At 60.1% G+C, this 19,749-nt stretch carries 17 protein-coding genes and 1 pseudogene; 7 read left to right on the top strand and 11 right to left on the bottom strand.

All coding sequences use genetic code 11. The annotated features are described in order from the left end of the window. Positions 1 to 113 precede the first annotated feature (113 nt). Together VGY55_11070 and VGY55_11065 are read right to left on the bottom strand one after the other, a co-directional pair. Positions 114 to 2,051, bottom strand: a complete 1,938-nt coding sequence (locus VGY55_11070; GenBank protein HEV2970522.1) for a glycosyltransferase family 39 protein — start codon at positions 2,049 to 2,051, stop codon at positions 114 to 116. Positions 2,052 to 2,344: 293 nt separating this feature from the next. Further along, on the bottom strand, positions 2,345 to 4,345 hold the full coding sequence (locus tag VGY55_11065; protein ID HEV2970521.1) for a CocE/NonD family hydrolase: 2,001 nt from the start codon (positions 4,343 to 4,345) through the stop codon (positions 2,345 to 2,347). A 173-nt stretch (positions 4,346 to 4,518) separates the two neighbouring features. Between VGY55_11065 and VGY55_11060 the strand changes: the two genes are divergently transcribed. Beyond that, on the top strand, positions 4,519 to 4,803 hold the full coding sequence (locus VGY55_11060) for an antibiotic biosynthesis monooxygenase (protein ID HEV2970520.1): 285 nt from the start codon (positions 4,519 to 4,521) through the stop codon (positions 4,801 to 4,803). A gap of 117 nt (positions 4,804 to 4,920) precedes the next feature. On the opposite strand, the gene cysK is transcribed toward VGY55_11060, so the two are convergent. Then, positions 4,921 to 5,883, bottom strand: coding sequence for a cysteine synthase A (gene cysK / locus VGY55_11055; GenBank protein ID HEV2970519.1), 963 nt, complete (start codon positions 5,881 to 5,883; stop codon positions 4,921 to 4,923). Positions 5,884 to 6,114: 231 nt separating this feature from the next. On the opposite strand from cysK, the gene cls reads away from it, so the two are divergent. The 5 genes from cls (at position 6,115) to VGY55_11030 (ending at position 11,513) form a co-directional block, all read left to right on the top strand. Further along, positions 6,115 to 7,587, top strand: coding sequence for a cardiolipin synthase (gene cls, locus VGY55_11050; GenBank protein ID HEV2970518.1), 1,473 nt, complete (start codon positions 6,115 to 6,117; stop codon positions 7,585 to 7,587). Between the two features lie 117 nt (positions 7,588 to 7,704). Then, on the top strand, positions 7,705 to 8,274 hold the full coding sequence (locus VGY55_11045; protein ID HEV2970517.1) for a hypothetical protein: 570 nt from the start codon (positions 7,705 to 7,707) through the stop codon (positions 8,272 to 8,274). Beyond that, positions 8,271 to 8,708 (top strand): helix-turn-helix transcriptional regulator, encoded by a 438-nt coding sequence (locus tag VGY55_11040; GenBank protein HEV2970516.1) that lies wholly within the window; start codon positions 8,271 to 8,273, stop codon positions 8,706 to 8,708. Before VGY55_11045 ends, VGY55_11040 begins: the two co-directional genes overlap by 4 nt. Positions 8,709 to 8,809: 101 nt before the next feature. Next, positions 8,810 to 9,946 (top strand): DUF1559 domain-containing protein, encoded by a 1,137-nt coding sequence (locus tag VGY55_11035; protein HEV2970515.1) that lies wholly within the window; start codon positions 8,810 to 8,812, stop codon positions 9,944 to 9,946. A 58-nt stretch (positions 9,947 to 10,004) separates the two neighbouring features. Next, a complete protein-coding gene (locus VGY55_11030; GenBank protein HEV2970514.1) occupies positions 10,005 to 11,513 on the top strand; it encodes a DUF6624 domain-containing protein in 1,509 nt (502 codons plus the stop codon). A 6-nt stretch (positions 11,514 to 11,519) separates the two neighbouring features. Here VGY55_11030 and VGY55_11025 read toward each other — a convergent pair whose 3' ends face one another. The 5 genes from VGY55_11025 to VGY55_11005 form a co-directional block, all read right to left on the bottom strand. After that, positions 11,520 to 13,538, bottom strand: coding sequence for a hypothetical protein (locus tag VGY55_11025; GenBank protein ID HEV2970513.1), 2,019 nt, complete (start codon positions 13,536 to 13,538; stop codon positions 11,520 to 11,522). Between the two features lie 167 nt (positions 13,539 to 13,705). Then, positions 13,706 to 14,119: a hypothetical protein gene (locus VGY55_11020; GenBank protein ID HEV2970512.1), complete on the bottom strand. Its 414-nt coding sequence runs from the start codon at positions 14,117 to 14,119 to the stop codon at positions 13,706 to 13,708. Between the two features lie 71 nt (positions 14,120 to 14,190). After that, the gene (locus VGY55_11015; GenBank protein HEV2970511.1) at positions 14,191 to 14,760 is read right to left on the bottom strand and encodes a transposase; all 570 of its coding nucleotides are present in this window, start codon (positions 14,758 to 14,760) and stop codon (positions 14,191 to 14,193) included. A gap of 46 nt (positions 14,761 to 14,806) precedes the next feature. Further along, positions 14,807 to 16,297 carry an oligogalacturonate lyase family protein gene (locus tag VGY55_11010; protein HEV2970510.1) on the bottom strand — a complete coding sequence of 497 codons (1,491 nt, stop codon included), beginning with the start codon at positions 16,295 to 16,297 and terminating at the stop codon, positions 14,807 to 14,809. Positions 16,298 to 16,369: 72 nt separating this feature from the next. Then, positions 16,370 to 17,557 carry a hypothetical protein gene (locus VGY55_11005; protein HEV2970509.1) on the bottom strand — a complete coding sequence of 396 codons (1,188 nt, stop codon included), beginning with the start codon at positions 17,555 to 17,557 and terminating at the stop codon, positions 16,370 to 16,372. Between the two features lie 258 nt (positions 17,558 to 17,815). Here VGY55_11005 and VGY55_11000 point away from each other — a divergent pair, with 258 nt between their 5' ends. Continuing rightward, positions 17,816 to 18,271: a hypothetical protein gene (locus tag VGY55_11000; protein HEV2970508.1), complete on the top strand. Its 456-nt coding sequence runs from the start codon at positions 17,816 to 17,818 to the stop codon at positions 18,269 to 18,271. Between the two features lie 113 nt (positions 18,272 to 18,384). Here the strand turns inward: VGY55_11000 and VGY55_10995 are convergent, their stop codons facing one another. From VGY55_10995 to VGY55_10985, 3 genes and pseudogenes are all read right to left on the bottom strand, one after another. Then, the gene (locus tag VGY55_10995; protein ID HEV2970507.1) at positions 18,385 to 18,918 is read right to left on the bottom strand and encodes a tetratricopeptide repeat protein; all 534 of its coding nucleotides are present in this window, start codon (positions 18,916 to 18,918) and stop codon (positions 18,385 to 18,387) included. A gap of 36 nt (positions 18,919 to 18,954) precedes the next feature. Next, positions 18,955 to 19,179, bottom strand: a pseudogene (locus tag VGY55_10990) (tetratricopeptide repeat protein). Positions 19,180 to 19,197: 18 nt separating this feature from the next. Next, the gene (locus VGY55_10985; GenBank protein HEV2970506.1) at positions 19,198 to 19,572 is read right to left on the bottom strand and encodes a tetratricopeptide repeat protein; all 375 of its coding nucleotides are present in this window, start codon (positions 19,570 to 19,572) and stop codon (positions 19,198 to 19,200) included. Between the last annotated feature and the right edge of the window lie 177 nt (positions 19,573 to 19,749).

Below are 19,749 nucleotides of genomic sequence, written 5' to 3'. Positions count from 1 at the left end.
TTGGGTCGGTGCTTGGGGGCGATGTCCGGCACTGGCCGATTGCGCTGGCCAGTGCCACCCGCCCGGCACGAACCAGCCGACCCGCCACGCTTAGCGTCACCGATCGAATCTCGTCACCGCGTGAGTCCGCCGAGGGGGCGGGTAGCGCCGGCTGCCGTGGAATGCGGATCACCGCCGGGCGGAGAGATGGCCGCGGGGAGGCGCCCGACAACGAGCAGTTCGCCTCCCTTCAAGAATCGCGGCTGCTGTTCGAGCACCACCGCGCCGACGGGAAGTTGCGGCCGCAGCTCGATCAATCCCGGCAGATCGGTGATCACGAGAAAGTCGTCGCTCTTGTCGAGTAGTTGTCGCACGTCGCCGCGCCGGTACAGCTCGACGATCGGCTGGGGCCGATCGGCATAATAAATCAGCCCAGGCAAATAGGCCCTGTAGACGCCGACCGCCGTCGATTCGGTTCCGAACTGGCGCACGGCGTCGTTCATGCGCACGCTCGACTGCTGAGTGCTGATTCGGGGAGCGGCAAAGCCGAAGATCCCCAAGAACAGCGCCCCTCCGGTGACGAGAATCGTCGCTGCCGAGAGAGCCGTTTGCCGCCGCCGTTGAAAAGTCCAGCCGAACATCGCGCCGATCACTGGAACGAGCCCGAGCCAGTTGAAGCTCGGCTGTCCGGGCGCCCAATGCCGGATCGCCGGCGGCAGCCCGATCACGAAAACGATCCCCAGCACGCCGAGCGCCACGAACCCGGCCGCGATCCAGCGTTCGGCGGCTTTCGACTGCAATCCGGCGATCCAATCCGCGATCCAAAGCCCGGCGATCACCGCGAGCATCGGGTAGGCGGGGACGATGTAGTGCGGGAGCTTGGTGCCGACCAGCGACATGACGACGAACCAGGTCAGGCACCAAGCGGCGGCCAAGGCGCAGGCGCGAAAGTGGGGGGCGCGGCGGCGAATATGGCGGGCCGCATAGACCGCCCCCAGGCCCAGCGCGATCGTCCAGGGAAAGAAGCCGACGACCAGCGCGAGTGGGTAGAAATATAAGGCCGAGCCGGCATGACCCTGTTTCGAATGCAGGATGTATTGAACGTTGTGCTCCCAGATAAACACCCGCCAGAACTCGCCGTGCGTGCGAATGCCGGCCAGCACATACCAGGGGGCCGCGATCGCCAGCACGATCGCGGCGAGGGTCAAAGGCCGCATCGCCCAGGTCGCCGCGGGAAAGTCGGCCGCCATCACAATCAGCCGCCGCCAACTGTTTCTCAACGTTCGCTGGAAGCGAGTTTGGTTTTCGTCCGGTTCCGCGAGCGGGCTGTCCAAATCCGGATTCGCGGCCGATCCGCTGATCCAAACAAACATGCCGAGCGCCGCGATCGGCAGCAGCACGCCGAGCGGGCCTTTCGCCATCACGGCCAATCCCAGCGGAACATACATCGCAACGAAGCTCCACCACGATTTCGGGAGCACCGCGCGAAACCGCGTCATGCGGCGGGGACTGTCCCCTTTTTTGGCCTCCTCGTCCATCGCGGGCGCAATCGCTTCGGCGGAAGAAAAGGGGACTGTCCCCGTTTTCCAAAACGCCGGTCCCATCCCGACGACATAGGCCAGGAGCGATAGCGTCGTGAAGAAGATCATCGTCGAGTCGTGCGTCGCCGCCCGGCCGACCACCACGAACATCAAGCTCGTCGCGAGAATCAATCCGGCCCAAAGTCCGACTTGCGGCCGAAACAGCCGCCGTCCGAGTTGATAGGCGACCAGCGCCGTCCCCAAGGCGCAGATGGCCGAGGGGAACCGCGCGGCGAACTCCGTCGGCCCGAAAACGCGAAACGAGCCGATCATCAGCCAATAAACGAGGACCGGCTTTTCCAGCCACGGATGGTGGTTGAAGGTGGGCACCACCCAGTCGCCGCGGGCCATCATCTCGCGGGCGCAGCGCGAATACTCGGTCTCATCTTCATCCCAAAGCCGCGCGCTCCCCAACGAGATGAAGAAGACCGCCCCGGCCGTCAGCAGAATCAAAAGCTGATGCCGCAATTGTTCTGACGCTACCGATCGCATCCGCCAGCTTCCATGCCTTGAATGTGGGCGATCACGAGCGCCTAACAAATCCGGCTGGAAGAAGGGGACAGTCCCCGTTTTGCTGTTCGCAAAAGGGGGACAGTCCCCGCCGGATTTGTTAGACGCTCTAAGGGGAGCGAAAGTCTAGATCGCCATTGAAGTAGCGTCAATACGTGAATCGCAGGCCGTAGGTCAGGCGTTCTCGCCTGACAGCAGCACGATTCGCTTTGGTCAGGCGAAGACGCCTGACCGACTCTTGCCCCGCCGCCGCTAGCAGCCTGGATCACAGGCTCTTATTTCGGCGGCGCGAACTGCAGCACTTGAATCGCCGAGGTTGCTCGCGGCGAGTGATAGATCCGCTCGGTCGCCTTTTGAAAATCGTCCGCTTGGGCGCGGTAAATATCGCAGAACTTCTGCGGATTGCGATCGACCAGCGGGAACCACGTGCTTTGCACTTGCACCATGATCCGATGCCCGCGGCGGAAGGTGTGATAGGCGTCGGGCATGACCCATTCTACTTTCGCTTTCTTGCCCGGCTCGAATGGCTCGGGCTTCTCGAAGCTATTGCGGAACTTTCCCCGCATGACTTCTCCGCGAACGAGCTGTTGATAGCCGCCCATTTGAACGCCCGCGGGGTTTGGCTCCGGGTTTGGGTAATCGCCGGAGTAAACGTCGACCAGCTTGACGACCCAATCCGAATCGGTCCCCGTGGTCGAGACGTTGAGCCGCGCCGTGATCGGTCCGGCGATCGTCACGTCGTCTTCCAGCACGTCGGTCTGATAGACCGCCACGTCGGGGCGCGAGGAGGCGAAGCGCTGGTCGTCGAGCATGTGCTCGCGCGTCATGCTGATCGCGATATTGGGAATGTAGGGGACGGGATGATTGGGATCGCTCACGTATTCGTCGAATTCGCCTTCCTTCTCGTCCGGCGGGTCGAACGACAGCCGTCCGCCTGCGCGGAAATAGAGCGTCTTCTCGCGCGTATTCTTCGGCGGCCAGGCGTCAAACCGCCGCCATTGCGCCGTGCCGGTCTCGAAGACATAGGCTTTCGGCAGATCGTATTTCTTGTCATCCTTCAGAAAGTGCTTCAAGAACGGCAGCTCGATCTCGTTGCGAAAAAACTCGGACGTCTTGGCGAAAAACCGGACGTTGCCCAGGTGATCGCCGTCGCTCGACGACCAACCGCCGTGCGCCCACGGCCCGACCACGAGCAGGTTCGTCGTTTCCGGATTGTTCCGCTCGACCTCGTGAAAAACGGACAATGGGCCGAACAGGTCCTCCGCGTCGTACCAACCCCCGACCGTCATCACGGCCGATTTGACGTTCTTCAAATGCGGGCGAAGATCGCGGGACTGCCAGAATTCATCGTAATTGGCGTGGCTCATCAGCTCGTCCCAGAATTCAATTTTCCCCTTGAACAGCGACTTATCGATGTTGCCGAGCGGGCCGAGATTGAGATAAAACTCATAGCCGTCGGGCGTCTTGTAGTCGAATGGCTTGGGTTCCTCGCGCGTCGGCTCCTCGAGTTTCTGCCCGAATCGGGAGAGCCAGCGAAACGCGTGCGGCAAGTAAAACGCGCCGTTGTGATGGAAATCGTCGCCGACGAACCAATCGGTGATCGGCGCCTGCGGCGAGGCGCACTTGAGAGCCGGATGGGAATCGATCATCCCCGCCGCCGTGTAGAATCCGGGATAAGAAATCCCCATCATGCCCACCCGGCCGTTGTTGTTGGGGATGTTGCGCACGAGCCAGTCGACCGTGTCGTAGGCGTCGGTGCTCTCGTCGATGTCGTGCGGTCCGGATTTGACGGAAAGCTGCGGCCGCATTTGGACGAACGTCCCCTCGGAGCCATACCGCCCGCGCACGTCTTCGAGGACGAAGATGAATCGCTCCTTGGCGTAATGCGCGAGCGGCCCGCCGGGATCGTTGGGATAGACGTCGACGCCGTAGGGCTTGACGCTGTACGGGGTGCGCGTCAACAGAATCGGGTACGGCTGCGAGTCGTCTTTGGGCGCATAGACCGACGTGAACAGCTTCACTCCGTCGCGCATCGGAATCTTGTACTCGTATTTCGTGTAATTCTCGCGAAGATAGACGGCCTCCGCCGTCGGCTTCGACGGCGGATTCGCCTGCGCAATGACGGCGGTCGAGCAGATAACTTGAATCAGCAAGACCGCCGCAATCGCGATCGCGCGCAGAATCGACTCAAATAGCCGAAGGCAATTCTTTCTCCCTCTCCCTCTGGGAGCGGGCCGGGGTGAGGGGAACCGCCATTGGTCTTCTATGATGCTCATCGTCAATGCCATAAGTCTCACGTTTCCAGATGTTGAACAGGTTGCCTCGCATTATCATTAGCCCAACCCCGCGGAGCAAGCAACTTGGCTGGAAAGGCGACCCCTTTCGCGACTCCCTGCCCAGGAGTATTCTCAATGGCTCCAACCCCCTCGCAAATCAGGAGCCGCGAACGATGATCACCGTCGGCATGGATTATCACGTCATCCAGGGCAAACAGCGCGAATTCGAAGAGAAATTCAGCGCCGTGCTGGGAGCGCTGCGCGGCGCGGCGGGGCACACCGATTCCCGCCTCTACCGCGACGTCGCGGACGATGGCTCGTATCTGATTATCAGCGAATGGTCGGACGAGCAGGCCTTTCAGGATTTTATCCGCAGCCAGGCCTTCCGCGACGTGACCAACTGGGGCAAGGAACAAATCCTCTCCGACCGCCCGCGCCATAAAATCTACAAGCATTAATGTCGATTCGCGTCGCGTCGTCTCGGCTGGCCCAGCGGGCCGAATGGCAATAGTCCCGATCGTAAGATCGGGGAACGATAGGGCCAGATTGAATTCCGAAAGCCCGAAGACGGCTTTTTACTCCGGAAACAACTTCGTCGACAAATAGCGTTCGCCAAGGTCGGGCAATACGGCGACGATGAGTTTGCCGCGGTTTTCGTGGCGTTTGGCCACCTCGATCGCCGCCCAGGCCGCGGCGCCGCTGCTAATGCCGCACATCAGGCCTTCGAGCTTCGCCATCCGCCGGGTCGTCTCCGCGGCGTCCTCATCCTGCACGAGCACCACGTCGTCGATGATATCGACGTTCAAGATATCGGGGATGAATCCGGCGCCGAGCCCTTGGATCGTGTGGCGACCCGGCTTGAGCGGCTCCCCTTTGCGGCGCTGCGTGATCACCGGGCTGTTGACCGGCTCGACCGCGATCATCTTGACCGACGGCTTGCGCGATTTGAGCACCTCGCCGACTCCCGTGATCGTCCCGCCGGTACCGACGCCGCTGACGACGATATCGACCTGACCGTCGGTGTCGCGCCAGATTTCCTCGGCCGTCGTTTTGCGATGGATTTCGGGATTCGCGGGGTTCTTGAATTGCTGCGGCATGAAGTAGTTCTTGTTGGCCGCCACGAGTTCGTCGGCCTTGCGAATCGCGCCCGGCATGCCGTCGGCGGCGGGAGTGAGAATCAACTCGGCACCGAGGGCCTTGAGCATCCGCCGGCGTTCCAGACTCATGCTCTCCGGCATCGAGACGACCAGCTTATAACCGCGCGCCGCGCAGACGAAGGCTAGCCCGATCCCCGTGTTGCCGCTCGTCGGTTCGATGATGACCGTGTCACTCTTGATCTTGCCGTCGCGCTCGGCGGCGTCGATCATCGCCCCGGCGATCCGGTCCTTGACACTCCACAGTGGATTGAGGCTTTCGAGCTTCGCTACCACGGTGGCCGCGCACCCTTGCGTCACTCGGCGCAGCTTCACGAGCGGGGTATGGCCGATGCACTGGGTGACGTCGTCGTGAACTCCGGTCGGTGCGGCGATGGTGGCCATGATGATCCTCGCGAGTAGTTGGGGAGCGCGGAAATGATGGACGGATTATACAACTCTCGGCGAAAACCCGTCAATCGCGGCGTCACCCGTGTGTCCCGCCGGTGGCCGCGGCGCAATTCGCGACGAATCCGCTTGCGGTTTTGCCCGCCCGCAGGTTGCACTATCCGAGCGCCGCGGATTAGTGTTAGGGATTGCACGCGGCAGACGCGGACTCGATCGGAGCTTCGGCGGATGGACCAGTTCATACACGACGTCTATCAGGTGTTCGTCGACTTTTGGCCGCGGCTATTCGCCGTCGCGCACATCGTCGCTTCGGCGCTGGCGACCGCCCATGCCGTGCTGCACAAGCGCGACACGCGGGCGACGATCGGTTGGGTTGGCCTGATCTGGTTTTCTCCGGTCATTGGCGTGGCCCTGTACGTCATGTTCGGCGTGAACCGGATCCAGCGCCGAGCGGTGCTCCTGCGGAGCGGACAATTGCGCTCCGAGCCGCCGGCTTCGGCCCATATCGGCTCCCCCGAATTGCTCGAAAAGATGCTCGGCCACCAGGACCGCCACATGGCGACGCTCGTCGAGCTGGTCGGCCGGCTAACCGAGCGGCCGCTGCTCCGCGGCAACCAGATCGAGCCGCTCGACGGCGGCGACGTTGCGTTTCCCGCCATGCTGGCGGCCATCGACGGCGCGAGCCGCTCGATCGCGCTGATGACCTATATCTTCGATAACGACCGAGTCGGCAAGATGTTTGTCGAAGCCCTACGCCGGGCCGTCGAGCGCGGCGTCGCCGTGCGGGTTCTGATCGACGACGTCGGCTCGCGCTACACCTTTCCCTCGATTATCGGTGCGCTCGCGAAGGCTGGTGTCCGCGTCGAACGGTTTCTCCGCACTTTCGTGCCGGGCTATTTTTCCTATTCCAACTTGCGCAACCATCGCAAGATTCTGGTCGTCGATGGCCGGAGCGCCTTCACCGGCGGGATGAACATCCGCGAAGGGGAGTTTCTCAAGCTCGGATCGAAGCACCAGATTCAAGACCTACACTTTCGCCTCACCGGCCCGATCGTGCTGCAACTCCAAGAGGTGTTCACCGAAGATTGGGCCTTCGCGACGAAAGAGATTCTCGAAGGCGAATTGTGGTATCCACCGCTCGAGCCGGCCGGCGAGATGCTCGCCCGCGGCATCCGCTGCGGACCTGACGAGGACTTGGGCGAAATCCAGCTTGCGCTCACCGGCGCGTTGTCCTGCGCCCATTCGCGCGTGGCGATCGTCACGCCTTATTTCTTGCCCGACGACGCGCTCATCTCCGCGCTCAACGTGGCGGCCATGCGCGGCGTCGAAGTCGATATCATTCTGCCGGAAAAGAACAACTTGATCACCGTGCAATGGGCCTGCGCCGGCACGCTTTGGCAGGTGCTCGAACGGGGTTGCCGCGTCTGGCTTTCGCCGCCGCCATTCGACCACACCAAGCTGATGCTCGTCGATGGGCTGTGGAGTCTCGTCGGCTCGGGCAATTGGGACCCGCGCAGCCTGCGGCTGAATTTCGAGTTCAACGTGGAATGCTACGACCGCGGCCTCGCCGCCGCGCTCGGCCGGATCGTCGAGCGCAAGCTGGCCGCGGCGCGGCAAATCACGCTCGCCGACGTCGACGGCCGCAGCCTGCCGATCCGCCTGCGCGACGGTGTCGCCCGACTGCTCTCGCCGTATTTGTAAGGATTGCTCACACGGAAGCGCGATGGCGGGACGCATCAAATCGACGTAGCTGCTGGACAAAATCGCAGCCAGACAAATCACCTTGACAATTATGTTAAGCTATCATAGATTTGAGTCATGACGGATGCTGGAGGAATTCCAGGTTTCACGGACGATGGGTTGCTGCCTCCCGGCGACTACGAGCTGACGCTTGAAGAGCTTGCGAGTTCTCGACTCGTGGTCGGTCCCGGAGACCGAGAGAAATACCCCAATTGGGATTCGGCGTGGCGAGGACGGTTAGTTGAGAACCTTAGCATATTGGTGCGACAGCTTTGGCAGGTCGGCATTTCGGAAATCTTCATCGATGGGTCATTTGCGGAGGACAAGGACCGGCCTAACGACATTGACGGATACTTTAAGTGCGAACTTTCGCATCTCGCCAGTGGGGAGTTGGAACGCGGCCTCAACCTCCTCGATCCGCACAAGGTTTGGACCTGGGATCCGGCGAGTCGGCGCGCGTTTCGGAGTTATCCGAAGAAGCAATTGCCGATGTGGCACGTCTACCGCGTGGAGTTGTATCCTCACTACGGGCAACTTTGCGGCATTCGAGACCAATATGGCCACGAGCTTGAATTCCCCTCGGCCTTTCGTCGATCGCGGCGGGACGGCAAACCTCGTGGCATCTTGAAGATCGGAGGAGAGCGATGATTCGTAATGAAACAGAATATAGGGAGGCAGTCGAGCGTGTTGCCGAAGAGACTGCCCGAATTAAAGAAGAGCGGGCAAAGCTTCAGGAAAAGGGCCTGTCGAAGGAAGACATCAAACGAGCGTTGGACCCAATGCGGTCATTCCACGAGCAACTCAAAGAGGAAATCGAGAGCTACGAGCGGCTCATGCGAGGCGAGTTCGAGGAGCTTCACAACTTCGAGGGAGCCGGCCGGCTGCTCATCGCGCTACGCATCGCCAAAGGCGTTTCCCAGCGAGAACTTGCCGAACGCCTCGGCGTCCACGAATCACAGGTTTCGCGGGATGAGCGAAACGAGTACCACGGGGTCACAGTAGAGCGCGCGAATCGGATCCTGGAGGCTCTGAGAGTTGAAATTCGGAGCGTGGTGGAGGGTGCCGAGAAGGTTCCAGCTTGACGGCGCCGACATGACTTATGGTCGAATCCCTACGGAAACCGTTATAGTATCCTTGACTCGCTCCACTCTTGACCGTGGCCCCGTTCATCAGGAGGCGGATCATGTCTGCACACTGTAGAAAACATGGGTTCACGCTTGTCGAGCTTGCGGCCGTGATAATCATCGTCGGGATGATCGTCGCGCTGTTGTTGCCGGCTCTGGCGGCGTCTGGTGCTCAGTCGAATCGTACCGCGTGCGAAAACAATCTGCGACGGCTCGGATTGGCCGTTTTGAATTTTCAAACTGTGAAAAGGCGATTCCCAACAGTCCTGTTTAACGCGTCGGCGGTCGTCGCATCGCCAGAGGATTGCCGTCCGGCGAACGCGAGCGGCGACAAATCGACGGCCAGCTATAGCTGGCTCGTTCAGATCCTTCCTTATATTGACGAGGCGACTTTCTATCGAAATCTCTCTGATAAGTCCAACCGGTTTACGGTTCAGAACGGCCCGTTCGATCCTAGCCTCGTGACGCGCACCTGCGCCACGCAACACGTTTCCTGCGTGCCGTTGTTGACCGCAATCTGTCCCGATTGGGCCGGCAATGCGTATACGCGCAACAAACTGACGATCGACGCTGGGCGCGCGGCCAATCCGGACGAACCCGCCGACCAAGGAGCGCCCGAGTATGCGGCGGTCGACGCGGCCACGGCTGGGAATGGCGATGAATCGTTTAAAGGGCGGGTCGGTGCGACCTGCTACAAGCCTATGGTCGGAACCCACATGGTTAAGGGAATGCCGATAGAGAACGGTGGGATGGCTCTCGCCAGCGGGCAAGGATTGAGAATGCGCGACTTCGGCGATGGCACTTCCAATACGATTCTTCTCGCCGAATCGAAGGAATGCGGCTATGCTTCCTGGTACGACGGCACGTTGAACTGGCTCGTCGGCAACGATCCCAACCAACCGGCGCCGGGGGCGGACGACAAGCCTCCATGGACGAACGCCGCCCTGGCGCTCAATAAGGGATTCGACCCGAAGGACACGAACTCCGTCCCGTATCTGAAAAAGGACAAGTCGAGCAACAAACCGCAAAACGACGTCTGGTGGGGACCGTCGAGCGATCATGCCGGCGGAATCGTCTATCACCAGTTCGTGGACGGCCATTCGCTCGGCATCACCGACGCCTGCGATCCCGCCACGTATCTCGCACTAATCACGCGCGATAGTGGAGAGCAAATCGACAACATGAAGATCAAGTGATTGTCTCTCGCGGCCGGAGTGAAAGGGTGTCGCGAGACTCGTTACGGAAAGCGACTTTATGAAGAAGCTGACGGCAATACTCTTGCTGTGCTTGGGCGCGCCGGCGGCCCAAGCGGAGGATCGTTCCCAGCCTGACAATGTCACGGAGCCGGAGTTGCGACGCGAGCTGCTGGAGCGATTCAAGACGGACCAGGAAGTTCGCAATCGTGAGATCAATTGGGCGAGCGAGCATGGGGCGAACGTCGAAGCGTTGTCCAAGGATAAACTCAGCGCGGAGGAAAGGACCATATTCGAAAAGATCACTGCCGAGTGCGAGAAAGTCGACGGCGAGAATACAAAATGGCTGATGCAGGTCATTGACGAACGCGGCTGGCCGACGATCGCGATGGTGGGGAAAGACGGAGCGAACGCGGCCTGGCTGCTCGTGCAGCACGCGGATCATAACAGGAAGTTCCAGCGGAAGTGCCTCGATCTGATGGCCAAGCTCCCCAAGGGCGAAGTGTCGCAATCCAATCTCGCCTACCTGACCGACCGGGTCCTGCTCGCCGAAGGCAAGAAACAGAGATACGGCACTCAGTTCACAAACGACGACGGCAAATTTCAACCGAGCTCGCTCGAGGATGAAACCAACGTGGACAAACGCCGGGCTGAGGTTGGCCTGGAACCGTTGGCGGATTATGCCAAAACGATGAAGGAAATGTATGGCGGCGGTCCAATCCTCTTATCTTTGCCGGCGCTCGAGCCGTATTCGCTGCCGGCGAGCGCGGAGCGCTCGATCACGGATCTCGCCGCCCGGAGCGACGTGCTGATCCTCGGTGAAACACACGGAACGCAAGAGGTGCCGGCGGTAGGTGCAGCGCTGCTCGCGCCGCTGTCGAAGCTGGGATACAGCGCCCTCGCCCTCGAAGTCCCTTCAGACCAGCGGGGGCCGTTGATTGATTGGGCCACCGGAAAAACTCCCATCCTGCCGAGCTTCTTTGCCAAACCGAATGGAGACGGGCGAGGCAATCTCCAACTGCTCGCGCTCGTACGTGCGGCTCTGTTGCCGCCATTGCGATGGCAGGTAATCTGTTTCGACGAGACCGAAGCCGCCGAGCAGCGGGAGGGTGAGGAGTTGTTGAAGAAGTACAAGGCTCCTAAGGACTCGCAGGAATCTCCTGATTTCGCATTGCAGCCCGAAGTCATTGCGATGAGCCTGCGAAGGGATGCTTCGATGGCGGCCAGTCTTGCGAAACAGCGGCAACAACTCGCGCCCCGCGCCAAGGTCCTGGCGATCTGCGGTAATCTACACGCTCGCATCGCCAACCATTCCGCGGCCGACAATCCATTGAGCGCACTTTGGCCCTCGTTCGCCGCGGTATTGCAGAGTGAGCACGCCGATTGGCGGATCCGTTCGATCAATGTTCAATCCCATCGCGGCGGATTCTTCAACGGCGGCAAAGTCAACAAACTCGGCGGCCCGGCGCTCGACCATGTGGAGGCGCACTCCGAGCATGACGGCGACTATAGCCTGGAGTTGGCATTGCCTCGTGCAACGCCGGCCACTTTCTTTATCGCACCCCACTAACGCGGCTTAGAGCCTATCCGAGAACCGCCGGGGACTGTCCCCCTTTTGCGCAGTCCGCGGAGCAAAACGGGGACTGTCCCCTTTGCCCAGGCGGTTCTCGGATAGGCTCTCAGTGTGTCTTCGGCGGGCAAGCAGAGCCAGCGCGGCGACGGCCATCAATGAAGCGGAGGCCGGTTCCGGGACGGCTTCGACGAGTTGGAAGGAGGCGGCCGAACCGTTGGCGACAAACAGATCCAGACCCGACGGGATTGGGGTGCCGTCGGCAAAGAGACCCGAGATTGCATACTCGCTGTACGCGCCGCCGCCGTTCATGGGATCGATGAGGGCGGCGGACAAGCTGTGACCATCGAACTCGAGCGAGCTGCTGTCATGGAGGAAGATCGAGGCGAATGCGGGTTCGCCATCGGGTGTGAGAAAGCTTGGTCCGCTACCCTCGATGCCGTCGAAACTCAGCGCATGTGGCTGGTTGTTCGGTAGCAAATGACCAAGCAGGACAATGCGGCTGGTGCCGAACGCTTCGATTTGTCCGCCGTAGGTAATGCTCTCGCTGATCGTGATAATGCTTTGTTGCTGTGCCGTAATATTGCCCGTGACGAACATGTTATCAAGCATGATGGAACTTGAATTCAGGGCGGAAACGTCCCCCTTAACTTGGCTGCCGTCCAACTGTGCACTCGCGGAATTGTACGTGGTCACCGAGCCGACGTTTCCGCCAACCAACTGAACGTGGCTGGAGTTAGAGGCAACGACATTACCACTGATGGTGGTGCCGCCGTTTATGACCGCCAAGCCAGATTTGAACGTCCCGAGATCACCGGTGACGCTGGCGGCGTACAGGCTGATGAGACTGGTGTCGGTCGCGCTTACGGTGCCGGTAACTTGAGTACCGAAGAGATTGACTTTGCTGGTGTCATAGGAGTTAACGTCGGAATTCACGGCCACAGTTGGACCGTCGAGAGTGATGACGCTGGTCCCCTGAGCAGACACGGTCCCATTGATCGTGCCTCCATGCACTTGGATCACTCCCGTGTCGGTGGCCACAACCGTGGAACCCACGACGCCGTCGTCCATCGTAATACCGCCCGTACCTGATGACTGGAAGGAAGTGAGAGTGCCACTTCTCACGTGCACGGAACCGCCGTTGGCAGTCACGGTGCCGGTGACCATCGTATTGCCGCTGGTGAAAACGACCGCGCCGTTCTGGGAGAAGATATTGCCGACAATCGTCCCGCCATCGTAATTCACAATGCTGTTATCGGCGTTAACATTGCCAAGCAGGGTAACGCCACTGAGCGTGATGTCGGAGTTGTCGCTGGCCTGAAGCAAGGTGATACGACCGCCCGCGCTCATGGTGATGTGAGAACCCTGGAAAGCGGCGAGTCCGGCGCCAAAATCTTCAGGAGTGGAGATGTTAACCGTGCCACCGGCGTTCGCTTGAGCACCGTTGACGACGGTGCCGCCAGTTACGTTGACCGTTCCGCCAAAGCCGTTTACGAGGTTAACCTGTCCACCGCTGAGAGTGGCAACGCTTTGGTCATCGGCCTCCAGTCCGCCGGCGATAGTGCCGCCGCTGATATTCAACTTGCTTTGGTCGAAGCCAAACAGTGCGGCAATCCCCGGATGGAAACCCAGCATGCTGTTCCCGCTCATGTTTACGGTGCTGGTATCGTGGACCTCGACGTTTCCGCCGACCTGACCCGTGCCGTTGATGCTAAGGGTGCTGGCATTGGCGACGATCACGTCAAGGACGGGGATGTTGCCGCCGTCGGTCACGGTGAGCGCGGTCGGGTCCGCGGTGGTGCCCGGGATGTATGGCGAAATCGGGTCGCCGGTTTTCGCAGGCTTGAAGCCGATGCCAGCGGGGTAATAAACACTGGGAAAACTCGTTGTCACGGGCGAGGTAATCTCGTTGCCGTTGCCGTCAAGTTGCGGAAACAGCAGCGGCGCCGAACGACTGACCTCGGAATGACCTGCAAGGAGACAGACTGCGACGCCAACGGATGCAATGAGACGACAAAACTTCATGATCCGGTCTCCTCTCGATGAGAAACACTGCATTGGCGTCGGTCATTCCGTGTGCGCAATGGTGAGATCATACCATCGTCTTGCAACGAATGCCACGCAAATGCAACAAATGTTAAAAGAGCGCTTAACAAATCCGGCTGGGCGAAGGGGAAAGTCTCCACCGGATTTCAGTGTTTCACGAAGAGCGCAACGATCCCGATGATCGCGGCAACGCCCAACAATGTGCAGAACAGTACAATCATGACGATTGCCAGTGCCGAGATTCCGTAGTTCGAGCGATAAGGATCGTAACCGATGAGCGCCGCATCACCGGCTCGCGCGCTGGCGGGGCGTTTGAACCTCAACCGTTGATTGTCGAACTTTTCCAATAGGATCCAGCCGGCCTGGGCCTCTTCTTCGCACACTCGCCGCAGCGTTTCGGGATTCTTGAAGCTGGCTGTATTCGAGCGGACGATCTTGAATTCCCAATCGTCTTTCAGATCGGCGTCGGCGTACTTGGTCATTTCTTCCTCCTCTTGCCGCATCCGCTCAGCGGCCGCCGCCGCTCCGGCTGCCGCGGCCGCTGCACCCGCGCTGCTCATGACAGGCCCTCAAGAATTGATTCGCAGTAGTTGTAGGTCAGGCCTCTGGCCTGACGACGTGCGAGACGGCCTCACTCTCCCGCGTCGCCAGGCATCTTCGGTTGAACGTAACCCGCGCCCCAATCGACATCGTAATGGCCGCGCTCGACCCAGCGATGAAAGCTGGACCACGGCCAATCGCGCGGCCGCTGGGCGTATCCGTGTTTGACGGGGTTGTAATGAATGTAATCAAAATGGCTTTCCAAGTCTTCCTCGTCGCGAATCGTATGTTCCCAAAAGCGACGTTGCCAAACGCTGCGGCGCCGTTCACGAATGCGCGACGGCTTGCGCCGCTGTTCGCGGCCGCCGTTGGCGAGAAACGCCTTGGTGAATTCCCCCTTGATCCAATTCCAACGCATCGAGTAGCGGTCGTCGCCGGGCGGAAAAGCCCACAACGCGTGTAGATGGTCGGGCAGCAAGACCATGGCGACGACCGCGACTGGGTTTTTCGAGAAACAGCGGCGGATGACGGTTCCCAGGGTGCGCCGCGTCCAGTTCTTGGCGAACAGCGGCTCACGCCGCTCGGCGACGAGCGTGAAGAAGTACGTTCCCCCAGGGACGAAATAGCGGCGATAATCGGATATGTGGAAATATTGCCGCATCGCAATGCCGAGGTGAAGTCGCGGATTGTCAGGCCAGAGGCCTGACCTACGGCGCCTTCGCCACCTCGACGGCGTAGACGTGCGTTGGCCCGTGCATGTTGGAGCGGAAGATAATCCACTTGTTGTCGGGAGAGAATGTTAGATTCGGCTCCAACGAGTAGTTGTGCTTCGACAAATCGACGAGTTTTTCCACCGCGAACTTGCCGACTTTCACCGTCTCGCCGCCGACTTTCATCGGCTCCTGCTCGCCGGGCTGCGGCGTGAATAGATAGAGCCACATCCCGTTTCCCGGCGGGTCGAGCGGCCGATTCTCCGGCAGCGGTGTGCGATTGGCCACGCTCGCCGGTCCGCCGCCGTCGCCGGCGAACAGCTTGCCATCGTGCGACCGGTTGTAATGGACCGACCATTGCGAGCGCTCGAGGGGATAACGCAGGCGCTCACCGGTTTCAATGCTCACACCGGCCAGCCAGAACTTGTCTGAGCGCGGCGTTTGCAGATCGTACCAGATCGTGCGGCCATCGTAGCCGAAAAACTCGTGTCCTGCGATTTCATTGGGCATGGTCCGCGGGTGCATCAACTTGGCGCTGGTCCCATCGGTCCGGATCGTCCAAACCCGATCGACTTTTTCCCACGGTCCCTCGTGGCAAAACATCATCAGCGTCGGATCGGTAGGAGAGAACTGCACGTGGTTAAGCCAATCGGTGCTGGGATTGAAAGTATTCACCTCGCCGGTCTTGATGTCGAATGTGAACAAGCGCATGGGAATCCGCGCCGCCAAGCGGGCCCCCAGATCGCGCCGCCGCCCGGGGGCGGCGCGGGCGTTTTGTGGCGGTTGTGGTCGTGACTCCTCAAAACTGCCCCCCAGAAGTGTGTCGTCTGCATTGACCGCCAGTCCCGATCCCATGCGAAACGGCAATTTGCCGATCTCGCGGGTCTCGTGGGTGTCGAGATTCGTGGCCAGGACTTTGTCGACACGCCCTTCGTCAGCGAACTCGCTGCGAATGTAATAGACGGTGGGCGACTTCCTGCCGACCACCGCGCCGCGTACAACCCCGTCGCCGACCTTATCGATCTTGGCGGGCGCGACGCCCAGCGCCGAAAGATCAATGGTGGCCATCGTCGAGCTAAAGGGCACGAAGCCCCGCGCCGGCGGAGCCTCGCCGCCGCCGGGTTGCGCGACGCGGCCGGATCGCGGCGGCGTCATGGTCACGAACAGCTTATCGCCGCGAGGCGTGTAAGCATTTTGATGAAAGTAGAGCGTCGACGTGCCCGGCTCGCGAGATAGCCGCAGGATGCGATGCCCCGTGGCTGGATCGATCCAATCGGTCGGAGGCTCGTTGGCCGGCGCGGGCGCTTGGACAGTCGATATGTCGCTCGAGGCGCGAGTTGGGCTCGCCGATTGCGAGCCTGCCTTCGAATCGCTTGAGCCGGCGCGCGGCTCATCGGCGGCTAGCACTGTTGATCCCATGCACCCGACCAAGCCGCAAACGATGACGCCGAACAAAATATCGCAACGAAATTGCGTCGGTAGATGCATGACCGCAACCCCCTCGGAGAATCCATAGTTGGATCGGAAAAGTGCCTGAAAAGACCGATCGCCACCCAGTATTCAATTCCGTTTGTTAATGGTTTCCAGGCGGCGATCCACTGCCGCCAGAACTGCTTGTTGCTCTTTGCTCAGCTTGGAGATTGCAAAATCCTTCCTACGAGCGTACCAGATCTGGTCCTCGGCAAACGCCCGGGCGGCCTCGTCGGTTGGCTCCTGGCCATATGTCGCCATAAGGATTTGTTTGGCAACCGCCAATTCGCCCGCCTGTTGATGCGGGTCGGGGATGTTTCGGAGAATCGCGTCGACCCAAGGATCGACTTCGCTATGCTGTCGCGGAAACTGCATTAGAAAATAGCGAATCGTAATCGCGTCCTTGGGCTTGTAATCCTTGTACTCCCACTTAACGCCCCCCTCCACAGGTTGCCATCCAGTTGGCTGAACATCGCGAAACGACCAGACGTAATGAACCGGATAGTTCATCTTCATGATCTCCCGCTCATCGGCGGGCAGGTCGTCCAACTTCCTCTCCAGAAGTCCCCGATGTTCCAAGTATTTCTCGAAGGGCGCGGTAACCACTTTAAATGTGGCTTTCTCGACGCTGCCTGCCCATGACGACCCAGTTTCGGTGGTGTATCCGGCGATTTCCAACGTGCTGCTGTCCAAAAGCTGCATCCACCGGTGCTCCTGGATCCCTTTCGACGATTCGCCGAGTCCGCGCTTGCTCGTGGACGCGAGCGTCACCGACATGGGAATCCGATATTGCACGATTAGCGCCCTGGTCTCTTTGGCCTGGAGGTTTATCATCCAGGTAAAAATTGCCGAGTAGGCATAATTGGTTTTTTGGGGATCGCTGAACTGGCAATCGACGTGGTACGTGTTTTTAACGTCTCTCGCGTTGAAACTGTACTCCGAGACCCAGTCTTTACCCGCGCGCTTTGGATCGTTCGGCAGCTTTGCAAACTGGGAATCGATCGGAAATCCGACTTGGACGCTGCACGCTTTATCCGTCAGGTTCCGCAATGCAAACCGGCAATCATATTCCACTTCGTCCAAGCCCGGCACCCCTCCGTCAAACAGGAAGCGGCCACGCTCCAACAGGATTGTGACGTCGATGGAGACGAGCTGCACCGACTCATTGGAAATCTGCTTGACGCTCTGCCCGGTGCCGGTGAAGACGCCCACATCCGCCCATGCGGCAGAGCTGAGGAGGAATATGAAAGCGATTGCGAGCCCGCTGGTGGATTTCATGGTACTGCCTCCCACTGCCTATTCCGTTCCACGTCCCTTCGGATCAACCACTGCAGGAGAACACCTCGACTGGCCGTCAGCGCGTGGTTCCAATATCCAGTTTGTCGCGGTTCCTGAATGTCGGTCGGGCTCGGTCAGCATACATCGAACCGAAGCCACATTCCAGTTGCGCGAACCCGTGTAACAATCCGTCGGAATCGGCGCTTAGAAAGGAGGGGTTTCCATTAGATTGGGGTTTCCGTTGAAAGGAGAATTGCCATGAAAGTTCACGTCGAATCGATCTTCGATTGCCCGCCTGAAATGGCGTGGGCAGAAGTGCAAACGCCGCGGCTGCTGTTGGAAGTGATCCGGCCGCTGTTGCGGTTCGTGCCGCCGCGTGGGACCCAGTTTCCCGCGATTGTGAAAGTCGGCCAAACGATTTCTGCTCGGACGTACGTGTTGAGCTTTCTCCCGTTCGGATTGCACTCGATTTTTGTCGAACGGGTAGACTCCCAGCAGCGCGAGATCCAGAGCCGCGAAAGAGACCGTTGGATTCGTCGATGGGACCACCTGATTTCGGTCCGCGAGACGGAGGACGGCCGAACCCGGTACTCGGACGAGATCGAAATCCAAGCCGGCGTGCTCACGCTGCCGGTCTGGCTCTTCGCTCAAGTCTTCTACCGGCACAGGCAGCGCCGCTGGCGGCGCGTCGTCCAACGCCTCATGGGGAAATAACGAACGTGCGGACGGCACATCGGGAGATTATCCGCAGATTTCGCAGATTTTCACGGATGGAAATACGATTCTCCAAATCTGAGTCCATCTGCGAAATCTGCGGATGTATCCGTTTACTTGTCGCTCCCCTTGCGCGCCTGCTCGAGCTTGTCTTTGATCTCCTGATCGTCCGGAGTCGCTTTGAGCAACTGCTCCAGAAGCGGAACGGCTTTTCTGAACTCGCCCTTTTCCAGATAGGCATCGGCCAGGCCGGAGGTGGCGGCGTTGGGGCCGGGGAATTCTTCCAGCATTTGCTGCCAGAGCTTGATTGCCCCGGCGTCGTCGCCCTGGGCCTTGAGCACGCGGGCGAGGCCGTTGATCGCGCCGGCGGCTTGCGGATCGGCGGCGATCGCCTTTTCGAATAGCGGCTTGGCCTGATCCACATCGCCGCCGATCAGGTGAAACCAGCCCATGCCGTTCAAGGCCGAGGCGTCCCCAGGTGCTTTGGCCAAGAGCGCGTCGAAGATAGCCTTGGCCTCATCGCGGCGACCTTGGTTCATCAATTGCCAGGCTTGTGCGAGCTGGTTCGAGCCGGCGTTCAACTCGGGCGGCTCGATTTGGCTCCGCAAATCGTCGCTCAGTTTTTTGTCTTTGGCGGCCTGGAGCATTTGCTTGGCCAAGTCGTCCACGTCGGGTGAAGCGACAACCTTCCTGGCCCACTTGGCCCCGTCGTCAAACTTGCCTTCCAAGAGATAGAGTTTCGCCAATCCATACCACGCCGCCGACGATTGCGGCGCTGCTTGAAGCAAGTATTTCCGCGCCTGGTCATACTTCCGCTGGAGGAAATAGAGTTGTCCCAACCCATTCAGCGCTGCCGGAAACTTCGGCGCCAATTCGAGCGTCTTCTTGAACGATTTCTCAGCGTCGTCATACTTGCCGGTGTTGAATTACGACCAGCCGAGGCCGTTGTAAGCATTCACGTTTTTGGGGTCGAGCTTGACCGCTTCTTCGAATTTGCCGAGGGCCTCGTTGAATTGTTGGGCTTGCCAAAGTTTCCAACCCTCGGCGGAGAGTTGCCCGCCCTTTTCCGACTCGGCACTGAACGCCATCAACAGCGCACAAACGATTCCAATCATGGCCAATCCTCCCAGTGAAAACAGGATTATTCGGCGCCGGTTTCGCCGGCGCTCGTCAACCTTAAGCGATGTGACGAGCAGCTCATCCGCTCGGCGCATCGCGTCCTCGAGGCGTGATTGTTCGTCCGGCTTCGCGGATGGCGCCGGGCCGGAAGGTCGATTCGTCAAGAAATCGCGGGTGGACATGGCATTCTCCACAGATCAGATTTGCTTGATCATTCGCGCCGCCGCTGCGGCGCTCGTTTTGCTCGGCTCGACGGCGTCGAGCACGTTGCCGCGCACGCGCTGGGTCTTGCCGATCTCGGCGCGCAGGGCCTCGATCACCTTGTCCAGGCGCGAGCGGATGGTCGGATAGGAAACGCC

This window comes from Pirellulales bacterium (assembly GCA_035939775.1).
In the GTDB taxonomy this organism is placed as follows: Bacteria; Planctomycetota; Planctomycetia; order Pirellulales; family DATAWG01; genus DASZFO01.
This window is presented reverse-complemented; position numbering and strand designations above follow the sequence as displayed.